The 22,590-nt window shown below is 67.8% G+C and carries 24 protein-coding genes, 1 tRNA gene and 1 pseudogene; 7 read left to right on the top strand and 19 right to left on the bottom strand.

The window, feature by feature from the left end; translation table 11 throughout:
• The 6 genes and pseudogenes from Q0996_RS17030 to Q0996_RS17005 all read right to left on the bottom strand — a co-directional run.
• A pseudogene (locus Q0996_RS17030) lies at positions 1-263 on the bottom strand (hypothetical protein); the annotation flags it as partial.
• 44 nt (positions 264-307) lie between these two features.
• Positions 308-1,720 carry a sensor histidine kinase gene (locus tag Q0996_RS17025; RefSeq protein WP_299622375.1) on the bottom strand — a complete coding sequence of 471 codons (1,413 nt, stop codon included), beginning with the start codon at positions 1,718-1,720 and terminating at the stop codon, positions 308-310.
• Positions 1,721-1,999: 279 nt separating this feature from the next.
• The gene (locus Q0996_RS17020) at positions 2,000-2,836 is read right to left on the bottom strand and encodes a carbohydrate ABC transporter permease (protein WP_299622374.1); all 837 of its coding nucleotides are present in this window, start codon (positions 2,834-2,836) and stop codon (positions 2,000-2,002) included.
• Between the two features lie 16 nt (positions 2,837-2,852).
• The gene (locus Q0996_RS17015; protein ID WP_299622373.1) at positions 2,853-3,785 is read right to left on the bottom strand and encodes a carbohydrate ABC transporter permease; all 933 of its coding nucleotides are present in this window, start codon (positions 3,783-3,785) and stop codon (positions 2,853-2,855) included.
• A gap of 91 nt (positions 3,786-3,876) precedes the next feature.
• Positions 3,877-5,157 carry an ABC transporter substrate-binding protein gene (locus Q0996_RS17010; RefSeq protein ID WP_322096739.1) on the bottom strand — a complete coding sequence of 427 codons (1,281 nt, stop codon included), beginning with the start codon at positions 5,155-5,157 and terminating at the stop codon, positions 3,877-3,879.
• A 52-nt stretch (positions 5,158-5,209) separates the two neighbouring features.
• Positions 5,210-6,127, bottom strand: coding sequence for an N-acetylmuramic acid 6-phosphate etherase (locus tag Q0996_RS17005; protein ID WP_299622371.1), 918 nt, complete (start codon positions 6,125-6,127; stop codon positions 5,210-5,212).
• A gap of 271 nt (positions 6,128-6,398) precedes the next feature.
• Here Q0996_RS17005 and Q0996_RS17000 point away from each other — a divergent pair, with 271 nt between their 5' ends.
• From Q0996_RS17000 to Q0996_RS16970, 7 genes are all read left to right on the top strand, one after another.
• Positions 6,399-7,289, top strand: coding sequence for a BadF/BadG/BcrA/BcrD ATPase family protein (locus Q0996_RS17000; RefSeq protein ID WP_299622368.1), 891 nt, complete (start codon positions 6,399-6,401; stop codon positions 7,287-7,289).
• A complete protein-coding gene (locus Q0996_RS16995; protein WP_299622365.1) occupies positions 7,286-8,041 on the top strand; it encodes a GntR family transcriptional regulator in 756 nt (251 codons plus the stop codon). The genes Q0996_RS17000 and Q0996_RS16995 overlap by 4 nt, the downstream gene beginning before the upstream one ends.
• Positions 8,042-8,053: 12 nt before the next feature.
• On the top strand, positions 8,054-9,085 hold the full coding sequence (locus Q0996_RS16990) for an SIS domain-containing protein (protein WP_299622362.1): 1,032 nt from the start codon (positions 8,054-8,056) through the stop codon (positions 9,083-9,085).
• Positions 9,085-10,230, top strand: a complete 1,146-nt coding sequence (nagA, locus tag Q0996_RS16985) for an N-acetylglucosamine-6-phosphate deacetylase (protein WP_299622360.1) — start codon at positions 9,085-9,087, stop codon at positions 10,228-10,230. The genes Q0996_RS16990 and nagA overlap by 1 nt, the downstream gene beginning before the upstream one ends.
• 10 nt (positions 10,231-10,240) lie before the next feature.
• Positions 10,241-11,317 (top strand): Gfo/Idh/MocA family protein, encoded by a 1,077-nt coding sequence (locus Q0996_RS16980; RefSeq protein ID WP_299622357.1) that lies wholly within the window; start codon positions 10,241-10,243, stop codon positions 11,315-11,317.
• 300 nt (positions 11,318-11,617) lie between these two features.
• Entirely contained in the window at positions 11,618-12,964 is a 1,347-nt protein-coding gene (locus Q0996_RS16975; protein WP_299622355.1) for a TROVE domain-containing protein, read from the top strand.
• 43 nt (positions 12,965-13,007) lie between these two features.
• Entirely contained in the window at positions 13,008-13,148 is a 141-nt protein-coding gene (locus Q0996_RS16970) for a hypothetical protein (protein WP_299622352.1), read from the top strand.
• A 101-nt stretch (positions 13,149-13,249) separates the two neighbouring features.
• Here the strand turns inward: Q0996_RS16970 and Q0996_RS16965 are convergent.
• The 13 genes from Q0996_RS16965 to dcd form a co-directional block, all read right to left on the bottom strand.
• Positions 13,250-13,325: transfer RNA gene (locus Q0996_RS16965), tRNA-Phe, on the bottom strand.
• A gap of 142 nt (positions 13,326-13,467) precedes the next feature.
• Complete coding sequence (locus tag Q0996_RS16960; RefSeq protein WP_299622349.1) at positions 13,468-14,448, bottom strand: S1C family serine protease; 981 nt, start codon at positions 14,446-14,448, stop codon at positions 13,468-13,470.
• Positions 14,449-14,451: 3 nt separating this feature from the next.
• Positions 14,452-14,688 carry a DNA gyrase inhibitor YacG gene (locus tag Q0996_RS16955; RefSeq protein ID WP_299622347.1) on the bottom strand — a complete coding sequence of 79 codons (237 nt, stop codon included), beginning with the start codon at positions 14,686-14,688 and terminating at the stop codon, positions 14,452-14,454.
• 32 nt (positions 14,689-14,720) lie between these two features.
• The gene (locus Q0996_RS16950; RefSeq protein ID WP_299622345.1) at positions 14,721-15,896 is read right to left on the bottom strand and encodes a ribonuclease E/G; all 1,176 of its coding nucleotides are present in this window, start codon (positions 15,894-15,896) and stop codon (positions 14,721-14,723) included.
• A gap of 7 nt (positions 15,897-15,903) precedes the next feature.
• Positions 15,904-16,533 (bottom strand): nucleoside triphosphate pyrophosphatase, encoded by a 630-nt coding sequence (locus Q0996_RS16945; RefSeq protein WP_299622344.1) that lies wholly within the window; start codon positions 16,531-16,533, stop codon positions 15,904-15,906.
• A gap of 16 nt (positions 16,534-16,549) precedes the next feature.
• Positions 16,550-16,768: a translation initiation factor IF-1 gene (gene infA, locus Q0996_RS16940; RefSeq protein WP_299622342.1), complete on the bottom strand. Its 219-nt coding sequence runs from the start codon at positions 16,766-16,768 to the stop codon at positions 16,550-16,552.
• A gap of 195 nt (positions 16,769-16,963) precedes the next feature.
• Entirely contained in the window at positions 16,964-17,407 is a 444-nt protein-coding gene (locus tag Q0996_RS16935; RefSeq protein ID WP_299622340.1) for an arsenate reductase ArsC, read from the bottom strand.
• A 6-nt stretch (positions 17,408-17,413) separates the two neighbouring features.
• Complete coding sequence (locus tag Q0996_RS16930; protein ID WP_299622338.1) at positions 17,414-17,920, bottom strand: UPF0262 family protein; 507 nt, start codon at positions 17,918-17,920, stop codon at positions 17,414-17,416.
• Between the two features lie 30 nt (positions 17,921-17,950).
• Complete coding sequence (gene hisD, locus Q0996_RS16925) at positions 17,951-19,258, bottom strand: histidinol dehydrogenase (protein WP_299622336.1); 1,308 nt, start codon at positions 19,256-19,258, stop codon at positions 17,951-17,953.
• A complete protein-coding gene (gene hisG / locus Q0996_RS16920; protein WP_299622334.1) occupies positions 19,248-19,910 on the bottom strand; it encodes an ATP phosphoribosyltransferase in 663 nt (220 codons plus the stop codon). The genes hisD and hisG overlap by 11 nt, the downstream gene beginning before the upstream one ends.
• A 123-nt stretch (positions 19,911-20,033) precedes the next feature.
• Entirely contained in the window at positions 20,034-20,591 is a 558-nt protein-coding gene (locus Q0996_RS16915; protein ID WP_299622331.1) for a DUF2948 family protein, read from the bottom strand.
• Positions 20,592-20,608: 17 nt separating this feature from the next.
• Entirely contained in the window at positions 20,609-21,898 is a 1,290-nt protein-coding gene (gene murA, locus Q0996_RS16910; RefSeq protein WP_299622328.1) for a UDP-N-acetylglucosamine 1-carboxyvinyltransferase, read from the bottom strand.
• A 56-nt stretch (positions 21,899-21,954) separates the two neighbouring features.
• Positions 21,955-22,509, bottom strand: a complete 555-nt coding sequence (gene dcd, locus Q0996_RS16905; protein WP_299622325.1) for a dCTP deaminase — start codon at positions 22,507-22,509, stop codon at positions 21,955-21,957.
• Positions 22,510-22,590: the final 81 nt, after the last annotated feature.

The raw sequence follows: 22,590 nt of genomic DNA, 5'->3' as shown, positions 1-22,590 counted from the left end.
CTGACCGGTGCCGAGCGCGGCAGGCGCAAACGCGAACAACCCGAGGGAACCCGGGTCACCGGCGTGCGCACCTTCGGCCGCAGCGGGCTCCTCGGCGGTCTCTGGGCGCTGAGGAGCCCGCTGAGGCCGAAGGTGCGCACGCCGGTGACCCGGGTTCCCTCGGCTTGTTCGCGTTTGCGCCAGCCGCGCTCGGCACCGATCAGAAGACCGGCGCCCAGGGCGACGGCGAGCCGCAGGAAGATGTCGGAAAGCTCTGGGTCCATGATGCCCAGTCTAATCCGGGCGGGGAAGGGCGCCTTGCTTTAGCTCAAGCGGTCGCCGGGGCGGGGCCGTCGCCTCTTGGCAGCAAGGGCAGGATCAGCCGCGCACAGAGGCCGCGGCCGGTGCCGGCGTCCAGCAACTGAAGCCGGCCATTGTGGCGCTCCGCCACCTCCTGGACGATGGCCAGGCCCAGCCCGCAGCCCTCGGTATTGGTGCCAGCGAGGCGGTGAAAGCGTTGCACCGCCAGCTCGCGTTCGCTCGGCTCGATGCCCGGTCCGTTGTCCTCGACCTCAAGAAAGGCGAAGCCACTTTCGCCGTGGGTGCGGACGGTGACCGTCGTGCCGGGGCCGCCATAGGAAACGGCATTGTCGATCAGGTTGCGCAGGGCTTCGCGGAGCATCACGGGATTGCCGGACACGGGGCCGGGGGACTGCTCGGCCTCATAGCCGAGGTCGACGCCCTGGCGGCTGGCCTGCGGGACGGCCTCGCCGGTGGCCTCCCGCGCCAATTCGGCCAGGTCGACCGGCTGCGCGGCGTCTCCGTCGGAGTCCGCGGCCTCAATATGGGCGAGGGTGAGGAGTTGCTCGGCCATGCGCGAGGTCGCCTTGGCGCTTTGCAGAACCGTCTGCACGCGCAGGCGCATCTGGTGCGGGTCGTCGGTGCGCAGGGCGACTTCGGACTGGGTGATCAGCGCTGCCAGTGGCGTGCGAAGCTGGTGGGAGGCATTGGCGATGAAGCGCTCGCGCATGTGCAGAGAATCCTGCAGGCGCTGGAACAGCCGGTTCATGGCGCCGACGAGCTGGCGCACCTCGGCCGGGACAGCATGCAGGATGGGGCGCAGGTCGCTGGCCGAACGGCGGCCGACGGCGCCTTCCAGCAGGAGGAGCGGGCGCAGGCCCCAGCGGAGCCCCAGCCAGGCAATGACCAGAGCTACCACGAGCAGCACCGTGAGGCGGCCCGCGGCAGAGAGCAGCGTTTCCTGCAGTAGCGCCTCGCGCTCCCCGGTGGTCTGCCAGACCCGCACCATCATCCAGCCGCTGGGGTCTTCCTCCGCCACGAACTCGCGCAGGGCGGCGACCCGGACATCCTGGCCCTGATAGACGGCGTCGTAGAACAGGGGAATACCGCCTTCGAGATCGGCGCCGGCGGGCAAGGGAGGGGCATCCTCATAGCCGGTGACATAGGCCTGATCGGGCCCAAGCACGAGATAGAAGACCGCGTCCTGCAGGCGGTCGGTCAGCACTTCGGCCAGGCGGTCGGACAGCAGATCCCCGTCGGCGCGCAGGATGTGCTCGGAGACCGCCAGGGTCACTGCCAGCAGGGTACGGTCGTGCAGCTCCTGGGCCGTCTTCCGCGTGCTGAAATAGGCCTCGGTCAAAAGGGCGGCTGCGATCAGGAACAACGGCGCGGCCAGGAGGATCACCAGGCGGTAGCGCAGTGATGTCGGCCAGAGGCGCATGGCGATCTAGGGCCTGTTGACATTCATTTTGCCGTCGTGGCGGGAGCAGATATTCGCCAGGGTTAGGAGCGGGCGGCGCCGTGGGGTGGTCCCCCACAAGGCGTCCGCGACGCGGCCCTGGCGAATATCTGCCCCGTCCCGAAGGGATCCGGCGCATTTGGCCCGCGGACGCGTTGCTCCTCGTCGAATATGCTTAGGCATGTCCTTCCTCGTCGCTCCTAACCGCGGGCCAAATCCGCTCGGACCACTACGGCGAATTGAACCTCAACAGGCCCTGGGCTACTTGACGGCGCCCGCGGTGATGCCGCGGATCAGTTGGCGCGACAGCAGCAGGTAGAGGATCAGCACCGGCACGATGGCCATGGTCAGCGACGCCAGGACCGAGTTCCAATCGGTAACGTACTGCCCGATGAATTGCTGCACTCCCAGGGTGATGGTCTGGGTGCCGTCGCTGGGCGCCAGGATCAGCGGGAACCAGAGGTCGTTCCAGATCGGCACCATGGTGAAGACCCCCACCGTGGCGATGGCCGGCCGGGTCAGCGGCAGGATGATCTGGAAGAAGATCATGTACTCGCTGATGCCGTCGCAGCGCGCCGCCTCCTTCAGGTCCTTGGGGATCTGCTGCATGAACTCGTTCAGAATGAAGATGGTCAGCGGCAGGCTCTGGGCGGTGTAGACCAGGATCAGCGCGGTCAGGGTATTGATCAGGTTCAGATCGACGATGAGCTGCAGAATGCTGACGCTGCCCAGGCGGATCGGCACCATGATGCCGATGGCAAGATAGAGCGCCAGCCAGGTGCTGCCCTTGAAGCGGTACTCGGAGAGCGCCCAGGCGGCCATGGCGCCGGTCAGCAGCACCACCACCAGGGTCACCACCGTCACTGTGATGGAGTTGAAGAAGTAGAGGTCGAAGCTCGACTTCTCCAGCACCTTCTCGAAGCCGATCAGGGTGAAGGTCTCCGGGCTCGGCAGCCCCATGGGCTCGCGGAAGATCGCCTTGCGCGTCTTGAAGGAGTTGATGAGGATCAGAAAGATCGGCCAGAGCGCGATGACCGTGTAGCCGAGCAGGATGACATGCACGGCGGCGGTGCTGATCGGGGATGTGCGTTTTGCCATGACCGGGCCTCCCCTCCTACAGCGTGTAGCGCTGCAAGCGCCGCTGGATGACGAAGAGGTAGAACAGCACGCCCACCAGGATGACCAGGAACATCAGGGTCGCGACGGTGGCCCCCATGGTGGGGCTGCCGATCTGAAGCTGAAAGCCGAAGAAGGTGCGGTAAAACAGCGTGCCCATGATGTCGGTGGAAAAGTTGGGGCCGGCCAGCGCCCCCTTGACCGCATAGATCAGGTCGAAGGCGTTGAAGTTGCCGACGAAGGTGAGGATCGAGACCATGGCGATGGTCGGCAGGATCAGCGGCAGCTTGACGTACCAGAAGACCCAGAAGTGGTTGGCCCCGTCGATGACCGCCGCCTCCGTCAGGTCGTCGGGGATGTTCAGCAGGGCGGCGTAGATCAGCATCATGGGAATCCCCACGAACTGCCAGACCGAGATCAGCGAGAGCGTGACCAGGGCGGTGCCTTCCTCGCCCAGCCAGGGCCGGAACCAGTCCTCCAGCCCGACATAGGCGAGCAGCGTTTCGCTGACGCCCCAGAGCGGGCTGAGAATGAGCTGCCAGACGAAGCCGATGATCACCACCGACAGCATGGTCGGCATGAACAGCAGGGTCCGGTAGGTGTTGCGTCCGCGCACCCGCGGCAGGCTGAGCAGCGCGGCCAGCAGCAGGCCGATGGGGTTCTGCACCAGCATGTGGACGCAGAAGAAGATGAAGTTGTTCTTGAGGCTGTTCCAGAACGCCCCGGACCAGTCCGGGTCGGTGACCATGACGATGTAGTTCGTCAGCCCGGCAAAGTAGGTCGCCCCCGTCTCGTCGGCGGAATAGAAGCTGAGGCGGATGGAGTCCGCCAGCGGATAGATCATGAACAGGGTGTAGACGAGCGTGGCCGGCGCCAGAAAGACCACAATGTGGAGGGGAAACTTCTTGGAGATGCCGCGCGAAGAACTCATCGGACCCGGCCTCCCTCTTTTGGCTGGCTGACTTTCTGCGGTGTCCGGGGGAGCGCGGCTCGGCGGCGGCTCCCCCGGTTAACCCGGCGGTCTACTTATGCGGCCCGTACCACTTGGCCAGACCGTCCTCGGCCTGCTGGGCCGCCTGCTCCGGCGTCAAGGTGCCGTTCAGAACCTGGGCGCTGACGTTCCAGAGGTCGTTCTCCAGGTTCGGCGTGCCCCGCGAGAGGATCTGGTAGGAGTTGCGGATCGTCGAGTTGCAGCTTTCGCGCCAGCTCACGAACTCCTGGGCCACCGGATCGGTGAGGGTCACCTTGTGCTTGGAGAGCGAGAAGAAGCCCGGCAGCGAGTTGGCGTAGAGCTCCGCGAACTCAGCACTCGCCATCCAGCTCAGGAAGGTCATGGCCGCCTCGGCGTTGGGCGAAGCGGAGTTGACGCCCAGCGCGATGTCGGTGTGATCGCTGATGTAGCACTCGCTCTGACCCTCCGGCAGCGGCGGCGGGAAGGCGCCGAACTCGAAGTCGGCCTGGGTGTTGAAGGTGGTGATGTCCCAGGACCCGGCCGGATAGATGGCGCCGCGGCCCAGAGTGAAGAGGTTCTGGCTGTCCGGATACTTCTGGGCCTTGTAGCCCTTGCCCATGAAGTCCGACCACTCCGCCAGATGCTGCCAGACCGCGACGTACTGCGGGTCGGTCAGCTTCTGGCTGCCGTCGATCAGAGCGCTGCGGCCCTCCTCGCCCTTCCAGAAGTTCGGGCCGACGTTCTGAAAGCCCATGGTGGCCGCTTCCCACTGGTCGGCGGTGCCGATCACCAGCGGTGTGTAGCGGCTCTCGGACTTGATGGTCTCTACGACCTTCATGAACTCAGGGATCGTCTTCGGGATCGAGAGGTTCAGCTCCTCGAAGATCTCCTTGTTGTAGATGAAGCCGTGGATTACCGAAGCCATGGGCAGGCAGAAGGTGGTCGCCCCGTCGTCGGTCTGCCAGGCGCTCTTGGCGACGTCGGAGAAGTTCTCCATGCCGGCCAGGCCGTTCAGCGACGCCAGGTGGCCCTTGTTGAACAGATCCAGCGAAGCGTCGAAGGGACGGCAGGTGATGAGGTCGCCGGCCGTGCCGCCGGAGAGCTTGGCATTGAGGCTGGCGTTGTAGTCGGCCGGCGGCGTCGGCGCGAAGACCACCTCGATGTCCGGGTGCTTCTTGGTGAAAGCCGGAATGATCGTCTCGTTCCAGATGTCGATGTCGTCGTTGCGCCAGCTTTCGATCTTCAGGGCAGTCTCAGCCATCGAAGCCGCCGGCAGGGTGATCAGGGCCGCGCTCAAGGCGAGCACTGCCGTCGCCGTCGTCGTAACCAGGTTGCGAAGTTGAAGTTTCACCATTCCTCTCCCTTTTCTTGGGTTTCTTATCGGCAATATCGTTGGCGCTGTCCTAGCTTGCCAAATTCAAGCGCTCCATGGCGACTCTCAGGTTGCCGCCGCTGGCGGCCAGAAGGTCGCGGGCCTGCGCCTCGCTTGCGCCCCGGGCGATGAGAATCGCGTCCTTGACGCGGCCCCGGCCGCGCTCGAGCGCGGCGTCCGCCTGAGCGGGTTCGACGGCGGCCACCTCGGCGACGATGCGGGCCCCGCGCCCCTTGAGCTTCTCGTTGTCGGCAACCAGGGAGACCATCAGCCCGTCCACCACATGGCCCAGCCGCGTCATCGCCAGCGACGAGAGCATGCCGAGCGTCGCCTTCTGGGCCGTTCCGGCATTGAGCCGCGTCGAGCCGGCAATGACCTCGGGGCCGCTGTCCAGGAGGATCGGCCGTTCCGCCGCCTGCAGCAGGGGGGTGTCGGCGCAGTTCGCGATCCCCACGGTCAGCGCCCCCGCGGCGCGGGCCGCGCGCGCGAGAGCCACCGTGAAGGGGGTCGTGCCACTGGCAGCCACAGCGATCACCGCGTCGGCCGGGCCAAGGCGGTGGTCTTTCACCGCCTGTTCGGCGCTCGCCGCATCGTCCTCGTCACCGCCGGTGATTTGCAGCCGCGCCTGATCGCCGCCGGCCATCAACAGCAGCAGACGCTCCGGCGGCCAGCCGAAGGTGGAGTTCATTTCCATGCCGTCCTGGATCGCCAGGAGCCCCGAGGTCCCCGCGCCGCCGTAGACCAGGCGACCGCCGCCCTCGCCAAGCCGCGCGGCGACCGCCGCTGCTGCGGCGGCGATGTTCGGCAGGGCCGGCCGCACGGCAGCGACGGCCGCCATCTGGCCGTCCCAGAAAGCCGCCAGCACCTCGGCGTCGGGCCAGAGATCGAGGCCCTTGTACCGCGGCGAAAACTCTTCGGTTGCCCGCATGTCGATCTGTTCCGGATCCACCACCCTGTCGTCCCACACAGACCGGGACGCTATGATGCCAATATAAAACCAAAACAATGCCATTGTCGAGAAGATTTTAACCTTTCCGGTTCACTAAAGTTGATGATCACGTATATATTGCTGATAATAAATGATTTTTCCATCCTCCGCTCTGATCTCTGTTTGGTGGCAGACAAAAAATCTTAACCATAATCGCTTAACACTTGAAATTGGATATCAATTGGTATTATCTAGAGCAAAGAACACGACGAGCCGGAGGACAGGCAGGCCCATGACGCAGCGGCAACTCTTTCTCGGCATCGACGGCGGCGGCACGAAGTGCAGCGCCCGCATCGTCGATGCGGAGAACCGGGTCGTCGGCGAGGGGCGCGCCGGTCCGGCCAACTCGCGCCTGGGGATCGACCGGGCGTTCCATGAAATCGAGAAGGCCGCCGCCGCGGCACTCGCCGATGCCGGCGCGGAGTCGGACGACCTGTCCCGTCTCCATGCCGGGGTCGGCCTGGCGGGGCTCTCCCTGCAGAGCGATCTGGAGAAGGCGGCGGCGCAGCCCCACCCCTTCGCCTCTCTGGCCATCGACACCGATGCCTTCGTCGCCTGCCTGGGCGCCCACGGCGGGGAGGACGGCGGCATCCTGGTGCTGGGCACCGGAAGCTGCGGCTGCGGCCTTCTGAACGGCGAGACCGTCACCGTCGGCGGCTGGGGCTTCCTGCTGGCCGATCACGGCAGCGGCGCCTCCGTCGGCCACCGGGCGGTGCGTGCGAGCCTGCTCGCCCACGACGGAGTGACCGCGCTTTCCGACTTGAGCCGCCAGGTCCTTTCGAAATTTGACGGATCGCCGGAGAAGGCGGTGCTCTGGGCTGCGGAGGCGAAGCCTGCCGACTTCGCCGAACTCGCCCCCACTGTCGCCGAGCATGCCGAGGCTGACGATCCGACGGCCTGCGACCTCATGCGAAAGACCGGGGAGGACGCGTCGATCCTGATCCGCGCCCTGGCCCGCAAGGGCCTGACCCGGATCGCTTTGGTCGGCGGCTTCTCCCCGGCGCTGCGGCCCTGGCTGGCCGAGGATGTCCGCCCCCTGCTGGTGGAGCCCCGGGGCGATGCTCTGGACGGCGCCCTCATCCTGGCGCGCCGTGGCCTGGCCCAGCAAGAGGCGCGGCCGTGACGGTGCTCCAACGGGTGATCAGCGAGCTGAAGGAGGAGGCGAACCTGGCCGCCGACAGCCCGACGCCGCTCTACCGCCGCCTGCAGCGGGGCATCCGCAAGGTCGTCGAACAGGGCGCCATCGGCGCCGAGGACGCCCTGCCCCCGGAGCGCGAACTGGCCCAGGGGCTGGGCGTTTCCCGCGTGACCGTCCGCAAGGCGCTGCGCCAACTCGTCGACGAGGGGCTGCTGGTGCAGCAGCGCGGCGCCGGCACCTTCGTCGCCTCCCGCGTCGAGCAGCCGCTCTCCAGCCTCACCGGTTTCACCGAGGACATGAGCGCGCGGGGCATGACGCCCGGCGTCGAGTGGCTGGACCGTTCCCTCGGCACGGCCATGCCCGAAGAAGCCCTGGCCCTCAACCTCTCCCCCGGCGCCGCCGTCTCGCGGCTCTACCGCATCCGCCTGGCGAACGACAAACCCATGTGCCTCGAACAGGCGACCCTGCCCCGCGATGTGCTGGACCAGCCCGAAGTGGTCGAGGAGTCCCTCTACGGCGTGCTGGAGAAAACCGGCCAGCGCCCGGTCCGGGCCCTGCAGCGCCTGCGCGCCCAGCTTCTGCAGTTCGAGCAGGCGCGCCTGCTGCAGGTCGAACCCGGAACGGCCTGTCTCTACATCGAGCGGCGGTCCTTCCTCGCCAACGGCCGTCCCGTCGAGTTCGTGCGCTCCCACTATCGCGGCGATTCCTACGACTTCGTCGCCGAGCTCAGGCTGTGAAATGAGAGCCTCATGACCCTCACCCAGACCCGAATGGCCGCGGAGACGCGGCAGGCCCCGGAGGTGGTGGCGCGCCAACTGGCCGCCAACACCGCGATCTGCGAGCGCCTGGCCGCGCGTTTCGGCTCCGCGCCGCCGCGGCTGGTGGCGACCTGCGCGCGGGGCAGCTCCGACCACGCCGCGACCTACGCCAAGTACCTCATCGAGACCGCCTTCGGCGTGCCGGTCATGTCCGCCGCGCCCTCGGTGGGCTCGGTCTACGGCGCCCGGATAGCCCTGGAGCAAAGCCTCTTCGTGGTCGTCTCCCAGTCTGGCAAGAGCCCCGACCTGGTGGCGAACGCCAGATGGGCCAAGGCGAACGGCGCCTTCGTGGTTGCGCTCGTGAACGTCGAGGACTCGCCGGTGGCCGAGGCGGCCGATGCGGTGCTGCCGCTGCGGGCCGGGCGCGAGGAGAGTGTCGCCGCCACCAAGTCCTATATCGCCGCCCTTGCGGCCATCGCCCAGATGACCGCCCATCTGTCCGGCGACAGCCGGCTGCAGGCCGCCCTGCAGGCTCTGCCCGGACAGCTCGAGGCCTCCCTCGCGCTCGACTGGGACCGGGCCGTCGCCCCCCTGGCCGCCGCCGGCGACCTGCTGGTGATCGGACGCGGCCTCAGCTTCGGCATCGCCCAGGAAGCGGCCCTGAAGTTCAAGGAAACCGCCTCGATCCACGCCGAGAGTTTCAGCGCGGCGGAGGTGATGCACGGCCCCCTGGCCCTGGTCGGGGAGGGTTTTCCCCTCCTGGCCTTCAGCCAGAACGACGAGACCCGCAGGTCCGTGCGGGAGCTGATCGCGGTGCTGCGCCAGAAGGGGGCGAAGGTCTTCGCGGCCGAGGAGGGTCCGCCGGCGCCGGAGCGCCTGCCGGTGGTGCCGGACATGCACCCGGCCACCGCGCCCATCGCCATGGTGCAGAGCTTCTATTGTCTCGCCAACGCCATCGCCCTCGCGCGCGGTCTCGATCCCGACCATCCGCCGCACCTGAAGAAGGTCACGGAGACAACCTGATGCGGCAGATCTTGGTCAACGGCCGGGTCTTCGACGGCGAGACTATCCTCGACGGACAGGCGGTGGTCCTGGACGGCGCGATCGTCGCGGCGGTGCTGCCGGCAAGCGATGCGCCCCACGACGCGGAGAGGGTCGATCTGCAGGGCGGGCTGCTGGCGCCGGGGTTCATCGATGTGCAGGTGAACGGCGGCGGCGGCGTCCTCTTCAACGACACGCCCACTGTCGAGGGCATTCGCGCCATCGCCGAGGCGCACCGCCGCTTTGGGACCACCGGGCTGCTGCCCACCCTGATCAGCGACCAGTGGCCGGTGATGACGCAGGCGGCCGAGGCGGTGGCGGCGGCGCTGGCGGAGGGCGTACCCGGCGTCCGCGGCGTCCACTTCGAAGGCCCTTACCTCAACGTGGAGCGCAAAGGCGTTCACAACGCACAGGTGATCCGCGCCGTCGATCCCGAGGCGCTGGCCCTTTTCGCCTCCGGCCGGCTCGGCCAGGTGGTGGTGACCCTGGCGCCGGAGAGGGTGGCGCCCGCATTCATCGAAGACCTCGTCGCCGCCGGCGTGAAGGTCTGCGCCGGCCACACGGCGGCGACCTACGAACAGGTTCGGCGTGGGCTGGAGGCCGGCATCACCGGCTTCACCCACCTCTTCAACGCCATGTCGCCGCTCACCAGCCGGGAGCCCGGGGTGGTCGGCGCGGCGCTGGAGGATACGGACTCCTGGTGCGGGCTCATCGCCGACGGCCACCACGTCCACGACGCGGCCCTGAAGGTCGCCATCGCCGCCAAGGCGCCGGGCCGGATGATGCTGGTCACCGACGCCATGCCCAGCGTCGGCGCCGCCATCAAGCGCTTCGAACTCGGTGGCCAGGAGATCGTCGTGGCGGACGGGCGCTGCGCCACGCCGGAGGGGCGTCTGGCGGGCTCCGACCTGGACATGGCCGGCGCCGTCCGCCACAGCATCCGGCATCTCGGCCTGCCGCCGGCAGAGGCCCTGCGCATGGCCGCGCTCTATCCCGCGGCCTTTCTCGGCCTGGAGGGGCGGCTCGGCCGCATCGCGGCGGACTTCGACGCCGACCTGGTGCTGCTGGACGACGACCTGCAGGTCCGTGAGACCTGGATCGGCGGCAATGCAAATTCGAGACGTTAGGGGAACTTCGATGTCAAAGGCGCTTTCGGTTCTGGTGGTCGGCCTCGGCAACATGGGACTTTCCCATGCCAGGGCCTATCACGGCATGGCCGGCTTCGAGATCGCCGGCCTCTGCAGCCGCCATGCGACCGGCCTGACCACGCTGCCGGAGGCGCTGGCCGGCTACCCGCGCTTCGACGACTACGCGCAGGCCCTGGCAGAACTCCGCCCCGATGCCGTCAGCATCAACACCTGGCCGGAAACGCACGCCGCCTATGCGACGATGGCGCTGGAGGCCGGGGCCCATGTCTTCCTCGAAAAGCCCCTGGCCGAAACGGTGGAAGAAGCCGAAGCGCTCGTCGCAAAGGCCCGCGAAACAAACCGCAAGCTGGTGGTCGGCTACATCCTGCGCCACCACCCCTCCTGGCAGAAGTTCGTGGAGCTGGCCCAAGGCCTCGGCAAGCCGCTGGTCATGCGCATGAACCTGAACCAGCAGAGCAGCGGCGACACCTGGACGGTCCACAAGCACCTCATGGACAGCATCTCGCCCCTGGTCGACTGCGGCGTGCACTACGTGGACATGATGTGCCTGATGACCCGGGCCAAACCCGTGCAGGTCCAAGCCATCGGCGCGCGTCTCACCGAGGAGGTGGCGCCGGAGATGTACAATTACGGCCAGCTTCAGGTGCGCTTCGACGACGGCTCGGTGGGCTGGTACGAGGCCGGCTGGGGCCCGATGATGAGCGAGACCGCCTTTTTCGTGAAGGACGCCATCGGCCCCAAGGGCTGCGTCAGCATCGTCGGCGTCGACGAAGGCACCGACAAGATGGCCTCCGACGACATCGACGCCCACACCAAGACCAACGCCCTGCGCCTGCACCACGGCGACCTGACTGCCGAGGGCCGCTTTGCCCGCGCCGACAGCATGATCACCATGGACGACGAGCCGGGCCACGACGAACTCTGCCTGCGCGAGCAGATCTTCTTCCGCGACGCGATCCTCGAAGACCGGAACCTCGACGACCACCTCGCCGACGCCGTCAACAGCCTAAGAATCGTCCTGGCGGCCGACCGCTCCATCAAGACCGGCGAGGTCGTGAGGCTGTGAGCCACGACTGCACGCCAACTCCCGGTTGACAACTAGTGCATATTGCACTAATTTTGCCACCGTCCGTGGTGAAGATCGCAGGTACTTCGCTTGTAACGAAAGAATCCTGTGATCGCTTGTTCCCGGACACGGAACATGTGCCGGTGGTGTAGAGTACGGTTACTTCTCCTCAAAGAGAGAGGTCGCGGGTTCGAATCCCGCCAGGTCGTACGACCTGTAGCTCAGTGGTAGAGCGCTACTGTACCGTTCTCGCCTGTTCCCCGGCTTCACGCACGGGCGCAACCCGAGGAGTACGAGGTCATGCGCCTGAACAGCCGGCGGGAGCCTTCTGCGGCGACGCATGAGGGCGCCCCCGCCAAGATCATCAATCCCGAGCAGCGACTGCGCCGTTCCGTTCTCTCCTGCCTGCTTTGGGAGGACGAGTTCTACGAGGACGGCGAGAGCATTGCCGATCGTATCGTGGCCGCCGCGGAGGCAGTGCCGCCTGCGGTTCTGGCCCAGGTCGCCCGCGAAGCCCGGCAGCAGTACAATCTGCGGCATGCGCCCTTGCTGCTGCTGACGGTGCTGGCGAAGACCGGCAGCGGAAACAGCTTCGTGTCCGAGACCATCGCAGACACGATCAGCCGTGCCGACGAGCTGTCCGAGTTCCTGGCTTTGTATTGGCGCAACGGCAAGACGCCTTTGGCCGCACAGGTCAAGAAGGGCCTTGCCAGAGCCTTCCGAAAGTTCGACGCCTATCAGCTCGCCAAGTACGACCGTGGCGGCCCGATCAAGCTGCGCGATGTCTTGTTCATGGTCCACGCCAAGCCCAGCGAAGGCCAGGCCGAGACCTTCCGGGCGCTGGCGGAGCGGGAGTTGGAGAGCCCGGACACCTGGGAAGTCGCCCTTTCCGGCGGCGCCGACAAGAAGAACACCTTCGAGCGGCTGATCCGGGAGGACAAGCTGGGCTACCTCGCCTTGCTGCGGAACCTCCGCAACATGGCCGAAGCCGGCTGCGACATGAGCCTGGTCCGCGATGCGATCATCGCGCGCAAGGGTGCGCGGCGAGTCCTGCCGTTCCGCTACGTTGCGGCGGCGCGGGCCTGCCCGCAGATGGAACCGGCGCTCGACGAGGCGTTGTCCGAGGCCATTGCGGAGATGCCGCCCCTCGAAGGCAAGACGCTTGTCGTGGTCGACGTGAGCACCTCCATGGATTCCGCGTTGTCGCGCAAGTCCGACATGACGCGCATGGACGCTGCAGCGGCGCTGGCCAGCATCATCCACGGCGATCTCCGGATGTTCTCCTTCTCCGCGGGTGGACGACGGTATTGGGGCGAGCGTTGGGATGGCCAGCCGGTCCTGGTCGAGGTGCCGCCGCGCCGGGGGATGGCGGGCGTCGCCGCCATCGTCACCTCTCAGCAGCGCGCTGGAACGCTGCTCGGCCAGGCGGTCAAGGAAGCCAACGCCATTCCCCACGACCGCCTGATCGTCATCACCGACGAACAGAGCCAAGACCGCGTTCCCGATCCGGTGGCGAAGCTGGCCTACATGATCAACGTTGCCAGCAACCAGAACGGCGTCGGTTATGGGCGATGGACGCACATCGACGGCTTCAGCGAACAGGTCTTGAGATTCATCGTTGAGTATGAAGCCGCAAGAACTGGCTGACTTGAGTCGGCAGATATTCGGTGATCGTGGCTGGCAGACGCGGTTGGCTGAAGCCTTGAATGTGGATGGCTCGACGGTGCGGCGCTGGGTTTCCGGCGCCGTCCCCGTTCCCGGCCCCGCCGAAGCCGCCGTGCGCTGCTTCGCCCGCGAAGCCGCCCGCCGCCGCGACGAGGCCGGCGAATGACGTCTCGGAACACCGACTCAGACTGACGGAAATGCCTGGCACATAGCCGGCACCTTTCGGAAATCAGATATCCGCCTAATCCTGCTAAGTCCTTGGAAGAATGGTGCCCAGGGGCGGAATCGAACCACCGACACCATGATTTTCAGTCATGTGCTCTACCAACTGAGCTACCTGGGCACGGGAGGGACGCCGGGGGGTGCGGCTGGGCCGCATGTGTTGGTAACCTCGGGCGTCTCCGGGCGCTGCGAACAGCGACGCAGGCTTATAGGCCCTGGGCCCGGCTCTGTCCAGCCCCGAGCCCTGAGATTCTTACGGTTTTTCAGGGCTCCAGGGTGAGCCGCAGGGTCAGGGCCTCGCCGTCGCGCAGAACGGTGATTTCCACCACCTCGCCGGGCCGCTTCATGTGGATGGCGCTCATCGCCTCGGCCACCTTGCGCACCGGCCGACCGTCGACGGCGGTGACCAGATCGCCGCGTTTCAGGCCCGCGGTCTCTCCGGCGCCGCCCGGCTGCACGCCCCAGAGGCGCAGGCCGGCCCACTGCGCCCGCTCCTCCCGCTTCAGGGGGGCGAGGCCGAGGCCGGGCTTGCCGCGCCGGACCTCGCCATGGGCCAGCAGGTCCTCCACCACCCGCCGCACCAGCTCGGCGGAGGCGGCGAAGTTGACGCCGATGTTGGCATCGCTGTCCCGGGTGAAGATGGCGGTGAGCAGCCCCACCAAGCGGCCCTGAGCGTCGACCAGCGCGCCACCGGAGGAGCCGGGATTGGCCACAGCATCGGTCTGAATGAAGTCCTCGATGGGATTGAAGCCCATGCCGGAGCGGTGCACCGCCGAGACCACGCCGCAGGTGACGGAACCATCGAGTCCGAACTGATTGCTGACCGCACAGACCGGGGCGGCCAGGGCCGGCTCCGGGCCGTAGGGCAAGGGCGGCAGCGATTCCGCGATTTTCAGGAGGGCCAGGTCGCTGGGCCGATCGCGGCCCACCACCTCGGCCGGCAGTTGCCGTCCGTCGGGCAGGCGCACGGTGATAGAGATGGCCTGGTCGACCACGTGGTCGGCGGTGACCAGATAGCCGTCCTCGGTGATGGCGACGGCAGAGCCTTCCCGCGCGAGGTCCGCCGGGCCCTGCTGCTGTCCGCCCGGGGGATCGCCGGGCCGGAAGGGCAGCACCGAGACGACGGACTGCAGCACTTTCGGCTCAAAGACCGCGGCGGCCGCACCACCGCCGTGCAGCGATGCGAGGGCCATGCCCAGCATCAGAAGGACCGGCAGGGCGCGCAGACCAGAGGACACCGCCACGCCTCAGAGTCCGTCTTCGTCGCGGTCCGGGGGCACCTCGCCGTCCGGCACCTCGTCGGTGGGCACGCGGTAACTGCCTTTCATCCAGCGCCCGAGGTCGATATCGGCGCAGCGCTTGGAGCAGAACGGCCGGAAGCGGTGGAGCGTCGGCTTCGAACAGATCGGACAGAGCCTGCGCAGCCCGTCCTTGCGCGGCAGGGGCACCACCCGCTGATCGTTGTGACGGCCGTCCTCGTCCATGCGTCCTCCCCCTGGCCCTCTTCCCAGCCCCTTCAGCCTAGCACGAGCTCGTAGCGCTCCACCAAGGGATCGGCGGTGACCGTGACGGCGCTGCCCAGGCGCTGCTCGACGGCGGCCAGGGCGGCGGCCTGCCCGCCCTTCAGGGCTTCCGCCACTGCCGGGGCCGCGCGCAGGCCGGGGGCCCTCACGGCGCGGCCCATTGCCGCAGCGGCCAGGGCGCGAAGGGCCTCGCAGGCAAGAGTCTCCGGCGTTTTCTCCCAACCGCTGCCGCCAAGGCCGCTGCGGCGGCACAGCACTTCATGCAGCGGCGGACGGCTACGCCGCCGCGTCATCTCCAGAAGGCCGGAGGGCGACAGGCCGAAGACCTGACAGGGCTCCGGGTCGCTCTCCACCGCGCGGCGCAGGGCCGCGGCCAGGGCCTTGCGGTCTTCGGCTTTCCTGAGGGCGAGAAAATCCACCACGATGAGGCCGGAAAGCGCGCGCAGCCGGAGCTGCCGGGCGATCTCCGGGACCGCCGCGTGGTTGACCTGCCGGGCCAGCGCCTCGGCCCCGCCGCGCCCGTCGTGGCGCCCCGCGTTGACGTCGATGGCCGTCAGGGTTTGGCCCGGCTCTATGAGCAGGAAGCTGCCGCCGGCGCAGTCGACCCGCGGCTGCAGCAGGGCCTCGACCTGCGTCTCCAATCCCTTGGTCTCGAACAGCGGTTCCCGGGCGGTGTGGAGCGAGAACTGGCAGCCGTCGGCGCCGGCTTCCCGCTCCAACTGTTTCAGCAGCGCGGCATCGTCGGCCACGACCCCGGTGACGGCCGCCGACCTCAGCAATCCGGCGAGCGGTGCGGCGCCGGCCGGCAGGCGTGCCGGTGCCCTATGGCCCTCGGCCCGGGCGGCCTCGGCGGCGCTTACCCTGGCGCTGACCCGCGCGCCCTTGCCGGCGGCCGGGGCGCGAACCACCTTCACCGTGAGCGCCGTTCCCTCGGGCGGAGGCGGCCCGATCATCTCCCGCTTCGGCAACAGCCCGGACCGCTCCAGCCCCAGATCGACGAAGGCGCCGTCCAGGCCCTTGTCGAAGCGCTCGACACGGGCGAGGAAGAGATCGCCGGCCTGGGGCGGCGCATCGCCGCGCAGGACCAGCAGCTCGACAAGCGCCTCGTCCCGGACCAGGGCGGCGCGGACTTCGCCCCCCAGGGCGGAGACGATCAACTCGCCCGGCATGGCCGGTTCATGGCCGGTAGCCCAGACCGGCCAGCAGGTTCCGGGTCTCCACCAGCGGCAGTCCCACCACGTTGGGATAGGAGCCGATGATGCGCGGGATGAAGGCCGCCGCGGCGCCCTGGATGGCATAGCCGCCGGCCTTGCCGCGCCACTCCCCACTCGCCAGGTAGTCGTCGATCTCCTGCCGGGAGAGCCGCTTGAAGACCACGGCGGTGGTGACCAGGGTCTCCGCATGGCGCCCGTCCGGTGCCCGCAGGGTGACCGCCCCCAGGACCCGGTGGCGCCGGCCGGAAAGCAGCGCAAGGCAGCGGCGCGCCGCCGCCTCGTCCTCCGGCTTGGGCAGGATGCGCCGGCCCACCGCGACCACGGTGTCGGCGGCCAGCACGAAGGCACCGGGGTGGCGCGCAGTCACCGCCGCTGCCTTCTCGGCGGCGATCCGCCGGGCATAGTGCGGCGGCAACTCACCCTTCCTCGGGGTCTCGTCGATATCGGCCGGATCGATGTCCGCCGGCATCAGGCCGATCTGTTGCAGGAGTTGCAGGCGCCGCGGCGATGCCGAGGCCAGCACCAGGGGCGCCGCCGCCGGCGGAGCGTCAGCCTCGGCAGGATGGTCAGTCTGATCGTGAGGGACGGCCATGCGATGGCCTGTCGGATTACTTGTAGCGGAAGGTGATGCGGCCCTTGGTGAGGTCGTAGGGCGTCATTTCCACGTTCACCCGGTCGCCCGCCAGAACGCGAATGCGGTGCTTGCGCATCTTGCCGGCGGTATGGGCCAGCACTTCATGATCGTTGTCGAGCTTTACCCGGAACATCGCATTGGGCAGCAGCTCAATGACGGTACCTTGGAACTCCAGCAAATCTTCCTTGGCCATCAGTCCTTCTATCTTGGCTATCTTGCCTGGCTATTTTGACAGTTCCGCCGCAGCGCTTCGCACCGCAGCCCCGATCCTCTCCGTGAACCCCGGCCTCTCACCCCGGGAAATCGCGGCGGATCATACAGAAAAGCTTTCGGAAGAACAAACGCCCCGATTCGCATGGGTTTGCCCCGCTTTCGCGCCAAGCAAAGGCTACTGATCGGGCTTCAGGTCGAGGGTGAAACGCGCTTCGATCCGCTTGCGCAACTGGTCCCGGACAGCCCGATAGGCATCCAGGCGGGTCTCCCGGTTTCCCTCGACCAGGGTGGGGTCGAAGGTGTTCCAGAACTCCACCTCGCAGGCCATGGTGCGGGTCATTTCGACGGCCCGGTGCTGGGCCTCCGGCGAAAGGGAGATGATCAGGTCGTAGGAGCTGTCCTCCAGATCGTCGAAGGACTTGCTGCGATGCCGGGAAAGATCGATGCCGATCTCGTCCATGACCTCGATGGCGAAGCCGTCGATCTCCTTCGCACGCACGCCCACGGAATCCACATAGATGCGGTGGCCCAGGAGATGCTTCAGCAGCGCCTCGCCCATGGGCGAGCGCACGGCGTTTTGGCTGCAGACGAAGAGCACCGCTTCGGGAAGATCGCCCATGCGGGCCTAACCGCGGATATGGAGCACGCAGATCAACGTGAACAGCCGGCGGGCGGTGGGGAAGTCGATCTCGATCTTCCCTTCCAGGCGTTCCCGCAGCAGTTCCGATCCGTCGTTGTGGAGGCCGCGCCGGCCCATGTCGATGGCCTCGATCTTCGCCGGGCTGGCGGTCTTGATGGCCTCGTAGTAGCTCTCGCAGACGGCGAAGTAATCTTTGATCACCCGACGAAAGGGCAGCAGCGGCAAGGTGACGACGCCCAGGCTCTCCTCCGCCTCGGTGCGGATGTCCCAGAGCAGGCGGTTTTCGGAGATCGAGAGGTGGAGATGGTAGGGCCCGGAGAAATCGCCGATCGGGCTGAAGGCGTTATCCTCCAGCAGATCGTAGATCGCAACCGCCCGCTCGTGTTCCGCCTCCGGGCTGCGGCGCACCACCGAGCTGTCGTCCAGGGTGATGTCGACCAGTTTCTGGGTGGCGTCCGCCGCCGGCTGTTCGCTGCCTTTTTCGTCGGTCATGCCGGCCCCGTCCTCGCCCCCGAAGGAGGTTCACCGAGACTCGGGATTGGCGGCCAGCCGCAAGGCGACGGAGGCCGCGTGGGCATCCAGGCCCTCGGCTTCGGCCAGGCGCACGGCAGCCGGCCCGATGGCCCGCAGCGAGTCGGCATCGCAGGCGATGAGCGAGGAGCGCTTCATGAAATCCAGCACCGAGAGGCCGGAGGAGAAACGCGCCGAACGCGCGGTGGGCAGCACGTGGTTCGGCCCCGCAAGATAGTCGCCGATGGCCTCCGGCGTGAAGCGGCCCAGGAAGATCGCCCCGGCATTGCGGACCTGCTTGGCCAGCGCCTCGGGCTCGGCCAGCGCCAGTTCCAGATGCTCCGGCGCGATGCGGTCGATCAGCGGCACCGCCGCGTCGAGCCGGTCGACGGTGATTACCGCGCCGTGGGCCTGCCAGCTCTCCCGCGCGATGGCGGTGCGCGGCAGGTCCTGAAGGCGCTGCTCGACCTCGGCCTCCACCGCATCGGCAAAGCCCTGGTCGTCGGTGATCAGGATGGCCTGGGCGGCGGTGTCGTGTTCGGCCTGGGAGAGCAGGTCGGCGGCAATGAAGTCCGGGCGGTTATCGGCATCGGCCACCACCAGGATCTCCGAGGGGCCGGCGATCATGTCGATGCCCACGGTCCCGAAGACCTGGCGCTTGGCGGCGGCCACATAGGCGTTGCCCGGCCCGACGATCTTGTCCACCGGGTCGATGGTTTCGGTCCCGAAGGCCAGCGCCGCCACCGCCTGGGCGCCGCCGACGCGGTAGACCTCGGTCACCCCGGCCAGCCGGGCGGCGGCCAGCACCAGCGGATTGACCGCACCATCGGGGGTCGGCACCGTCATGACCAGCCGCTCGACGCCGGCCACCTTGGCCGGCAGGGCATTCATCAGCACCGAGGAGGGATAGGCGGCGGTGCCGCCGGGAACATAGAGACCGGCGGCGGCAACGGCGGTCCAGCGGTGGCCCAGGCGCACCCCGGCGGGATCGCGGTAGTCCAGGTCCTCCGGCTTCTGGCGGCGGTGATAGTCGGAAATCCGCTCCGCCGCCAGCCGCAGCGCATCCAGGGTCGCCGGCTCGCAGCGCTCCTCGGCGGCGGCCAGCTCGGCTTCGGGAATGCGCAGGTCCTCAGCGGTCAAGGTCAGGCGGTCGAAGCGGGCGGTATAATCGAGCAAAGCAGCGTCGCCGCGGCTCCGCACATCGGCCACAATCTCGGCTACGGCCGCATCGACATCGGCGGCGGCCTCGCGCTTGCCGCCGAGAAAGGCGGCGAAGGCGGCCTCGAACCCCGGGTCCGCAGCGCTGAGCCTAAGCGGCATCGGCGACCTCGCGGAACCGCTCGACAAGATCGGACAGTTCCTCGGAGCGGGTCTTGAAGGCCGCGCGGTTGACGATCAGGCGGGAGGTGACCGTGGCGATGGTCTCCACCTCCACCAGATCGTTGGCCTTCAGGGTCGAGCCGGTGGAGACCAGATCGACGATGCGCCGGCAGAGGCCGAGGCCCGGTGCCAGCTCCATGGCGCCGTTCAGCTTGATGCATTCGGCCTGCACGCCCCGGGCGGCGAAATGCCGGCGGGTAATCCCGGGATACTTGGTGGCCACGCGGATGTGGCTCCAGCGGCTGGGATCGTCGCTTTCGGCGAGATGGCGCGGCGCGGCCACAGCCAGCCGGCAGTGGCCGATCTGCAGGTCGACCGGCGCATAGAGCTCCGGGTAGTCGAACTCCATCAGCACATCGTTGCCGGCCACCCCAAGATGGGCAGCCCCGAAGGCCACGAAGGTGGCCACGTCGAAGGAGCGCACCCGGATGATGTCCAGGCCCGGTCGGTTGGTGGAGAAGCGGAGCTGGCGCGCGTCGTCGTCGGAGAAGGCCGCTTCCGGGCGGATGCCGACCCGGGCCATCAGGGGCGTCAGCTCCTTCAGGATCCGGCCTTTCGGCACCGCCAGAATGAGGGCTTCGTTCGAGGTCACGCTTGGGCTCCGCGGCTGAAAATCGACCAATGCCGCCCTGGTATGGCGATTTTTCCCTGGAATTGCCACCGCCTTTTTCCGCCAGCGGCGCCCCGGCGGGACCGCCCGGGCCCGGGCCGCATATCAGGAGTCTGAGGGCGCTTCGCTCTCTTTGCGCTCGTGTTCGGGGCGCTCGTGTTCGGGGCGCTCGTGCTCGGGGCGCCAGCGTGTCGGCCAGGGCTGGCCGAGATCCTCCAGGTGGCAGCGCACCGCTTGGACGTCCAGGCGCACCGCCGCATCGCCGGAGAACAAGAGGGTGATGGCACGCGGCTGGGTGGTGATGGTCAGGAGGTTGAGGATCTCGTCCTTGCCGGGTCCCAGCCCGCGAAAACGCACCTTTTCCACTTTGTCGAAGCAGACCCCGCAGTTCACCCGTTCGAAGGGCGGGGGATCGTCGCTGTCGTCGAAACGCACGTCTTCACCCTCGGGCGTCGCTTCCGGGGCGGAGGGCGCTTCCCTGGCCGCCGGATCGTCCTGCTCCTTCGGCCACTGGAAGCGGTTGGCCACCATGACAAAACGCTTTTCCTTGGGCAGGAAGGTCATGTCGGCGCGCGGCACCAGGGCGTCCTGCAGCAAGGCCGCGATGACGTCCATATCCTCGGGATCGCGGGCGCGCAACTTCAGCGGCGGAGACTCGGCCATGGCGTCGTCTCCGGCCCTTAGTTCGGCGCCCGGCGGCGGGTGATGGCGGCGCCGCAGGCGGCGAGCTTCTGCTCCAGCCGCTCGTAGCCGCGGTCGAGGTGGTAGACCCGGTTCAGCACGGTCTCGCCCTCCGCCGCCAGGCCGGCGAGCACCAGCGAGACCGAGGCCCTGAGGTCGGTGGCCATGACTTCGGCACCGGTCAGGCGGTCCTGCCCGCGCACCATGGCCGAGGCGCCGTGAACGTTCACATTGGCCCCCATGCGGCTCAGCTCCGGCACATGCATGAAGCGGTTTTCGAAGATGGACTCGGTGATCATCGCGGCGCCTTCCGCAGTGGACATAAGCGCCATGGTCTGTGCCTGCAAGTCCGTCGGGAAGCCGGGATAGGGCTCGGTCATCACGTCGACGCCCTGGATGCGGCCGTTGGCGCGCTGCACCTTGAGGCCCCGGTTGGTTTCCTGGACCAGGACCCCCGCTTCGGTCAGCACCTCGATGACAGCGGAGAGGTGCTCGGCGCGGCCGCCGATCAGGTCCAGTTCCCCGTCGGTGATGGCCGCCGCCATGGCGTAGGTGCCGGTCTCGATGCGGTCGGCGACGACAGAGTGCTCGGCGCCGCGCAGCCGCTCGACCCCGCGCACGGTGATCCGGTCGCTGCCCAGGCCCTCGATCTCGGCGCCCATCTTGATGAGGCATTCGCCGAGGTCGGTCACCTCCGGCTCCCGGGCGGCGTTGACGAGCTGGGTCTCGCCCTTGGCCAGGGCCGCCGCCATCATCAGGTTCTCGGTCGCCCCCACCGAGACCTTGGGAAAGACCACGGCAGCGCCGGTCAACCCCTGGGGTGCGGCGGCGTAGATGTAGCCTTCCTTCAGCTCGATCTCGGCGCCCAAGAGCTCCAGGCCCTTGAGGTGCAGGTCGACGGGTCGGGTGCCGATGGCGCAGCCCCCGGGCAGGGAGACCTGGGCCCGGCCCTCCCGCGCCAGCAGCGGGCCCAGGACCAGCACCGAAGCGCGCATCTTGCGCACCAGATCATAGGGCGCGACCACCGAGTCGATGCGCTCGGCCCGCAGTTCCAGGACCCCGCCGTCGCTGCCGTTCTCCGCCCCGCCGTTCATGTGCAGGCCGACCCCGTGCTGGGCCAGCAGCCGCGCCATGGTCGAGATGTCCGCCAGATGGGGGACGTTGGAGAACACCAGGGTCTCCTGCGTCAGCAGGCTGGCCGCCATCAGCGGCAGGGCCGCGTTCTTCGCTCCGCTGATGCGGATCTCGCCTTTCAGCGGTTTGCCGCCCTGGATCACGATCTGGTCCATCTCGTACTCACTTCCGGGCCGGCGGACAGGTGCCGGCGGCCCTCTGCTTCAAAACGCTAGAGCCGCGGCAGGGTAACCCCGCGCTGGCCCATATACTTGCCCGCCCGGTCGGCATAGGAGACATCCGGCGCCGAGGCTCCCTTCAGAAAGAGGAACTGGCAGGCGCCCTCGTTGGCGTAGACCTTGGCCGGCAGGGGCGTGGTGTTGGAGAACTCCAGGGTCACATGGCCCTCCCACTCCGGCTCCAGCGGGGTCACGTTGACGATGATGCCGCAGCGCGCGTAGGTCGACTTGCCGAGGCAGATCACCAAAACGTCTCTCGGAATACGAAAGTACTCCACCGTACGGGCCAGGACGAAGGAGTTCGGCGGAATGATGCAGACGTCCGTCTCGCGCTCGACGAAGCTCTGTTCGGAGAAGTCCTTCGGGTCCACCAGGGCGTTGTCGACGTTGGTGAAAATCTTGAATTCGGGGGCTACCCGGGCGTCGTAGCCATAGGAGCTGACGCCGAAGGAGATGACGCCCTCGCGGCGCTGGGCCTCGACGAAGGGCTCGATCATGCCCTCGCGCGCGGCCATGTCACGAATCCAGCTGTCCGGCATGATGGCCATGGCCGTCACGCTCCCTTTCGCTTGCGTTTCAAGGGCCCGCTGAGGAGCAGACTCCGGCCGTCGCCGGGACTCCTGCGGGCG

Source organism: Pelagibius sp. (genome assembly GCF_028289705.1).
GTDB lineage: Bacteria > Pseudomonadota > Alphaproteobacteria > Kiloniellales > Kiloniellaceae > Pelagibius.
Note: the sequence above shows the minus strand (reverse complement) of the source record. Positions and strands in the feature narration are given on the sequence as shown.

Coding starts and splice junctions, on each gene's coding strand:
- Q0996_RS16980 (WP_299622357.1), top strand. CDS start 10,241: ATGTCAAAGGCGCTTTCGGTTCTGGTGGTCGGCCTCGGCAACATGGGA.
- Q0996_RS17020 (WP_299622374.1), bottom strand. CDS start 2,836: ATGGCAAAACGCACATCCCCGATCAGCACCGCCGCCGTGCATGTCATC.
- Q0996_RS17000 (WP_299622368.1), top strand. CDS start 6,399: ATGACGCAGCGGCAACTCTTTCTCGGCATCGACGGCGGCGGCACGAAG.
- dcd (WP_299622325.1), bottom strand. CDS start 22,509: ATGGCCATCATGCCGGACAGCTGGATTCGTGACATGGCCGCGCGCGAG.
- Q0996_RS16990 (WP_299622362.1), top strand. CDS start 8,054: ATGACCCTCACCCAGACCCGAATGGCCGCGGAGACGCGGCAGGCCCCG.
- Q0996_RS17015 (WP_299622373.1), bottom strand. CDS start 3,785: ATGAGTTCTTCGCGCGGCATCTCCAAGAAGTTTCCCCTCCACATTGTG.
- Q0996_RS17025 (WP_299622375.1), bottom strand. CDS start 1,720: ATGCGCCTCTGGCCGACATCACTGCGCTACCGCCTGGTGATCCTCCTG.
- Q0996_RS16935 (WP_299622340.1), bottom strand. CDS start 17,407: ATGGGCGATCTTCCCGAAGCGGTGCTCTTCGTCTGCAGCCAAAACGCC.
- Q0996_RS16930 (WP_299622338.1), bottom strand. CDS start 17,920: ATGACCGACGAAAAAGGCAGCGAACAGCCGGCGGCGGACGCCACCCAG.
- Q0996_RS16955 (WP_299622347.1), bottom strand. CDS start 14,688: ATGGACGAGGACGGCCGTCACAACGATCAGCGGGTGGTGCCCCTGCCG.
- Q0996_RS16945 (WP_299622344.1), bottom strand. CDS start 16,533: ATGGCCGTCCCTCACGATCAGACTGACCATCCTGCCGAGGCTGACGCT.
- Q0996_RS16915 (WP_299622331.1), bottom strand. CDS start 20,591: ATGGCCGAGTCTCCGCCGCTGAAGTTGCGCGCCCGCGATCCCGAGGAT.
- Q0996_RS16950 (WP_299622345.1), bottom strand. CDS start 15,896: ATGCCGGGCGAGTTGATCGTCTCCGCCCTGGGGGGCGAAGTCCGCGCC.
- infA (WP_299622342.1), bottom strand. CDS start 16,768: ATGGCCAAGGAAGATTTGCTGGAGTTCCAAGGTACCGTCATTGAGCTG.
- hisD (WP_299622336.1), bottom strand. CDS start 19,258: ATGCCGCTTAGGCTCAGCGCTGCGGACCCGGGGTTCGAGGCCGCCTTC.
- nagA (WP_299622360.1), top strand. CDS start 9,085: ATGCGGCAGATCTTGGTCAACGGCCGGGTCTTCGACGGCGAGACTATC.
- murA (WP_299622328.1), bottom strand. CDS start 21,898: ATGGACCAGATCGTGATCCAGGGCGGCAAACCGCTGAAAGGCGAGATC.
- Q0996_RS16975 (WP_299622355.1), top strand. CDS start 11,618: ATGCGCCTGAACAGCCGGCGGGAGCCTTCTGCGGCGACGCATGAGGGC.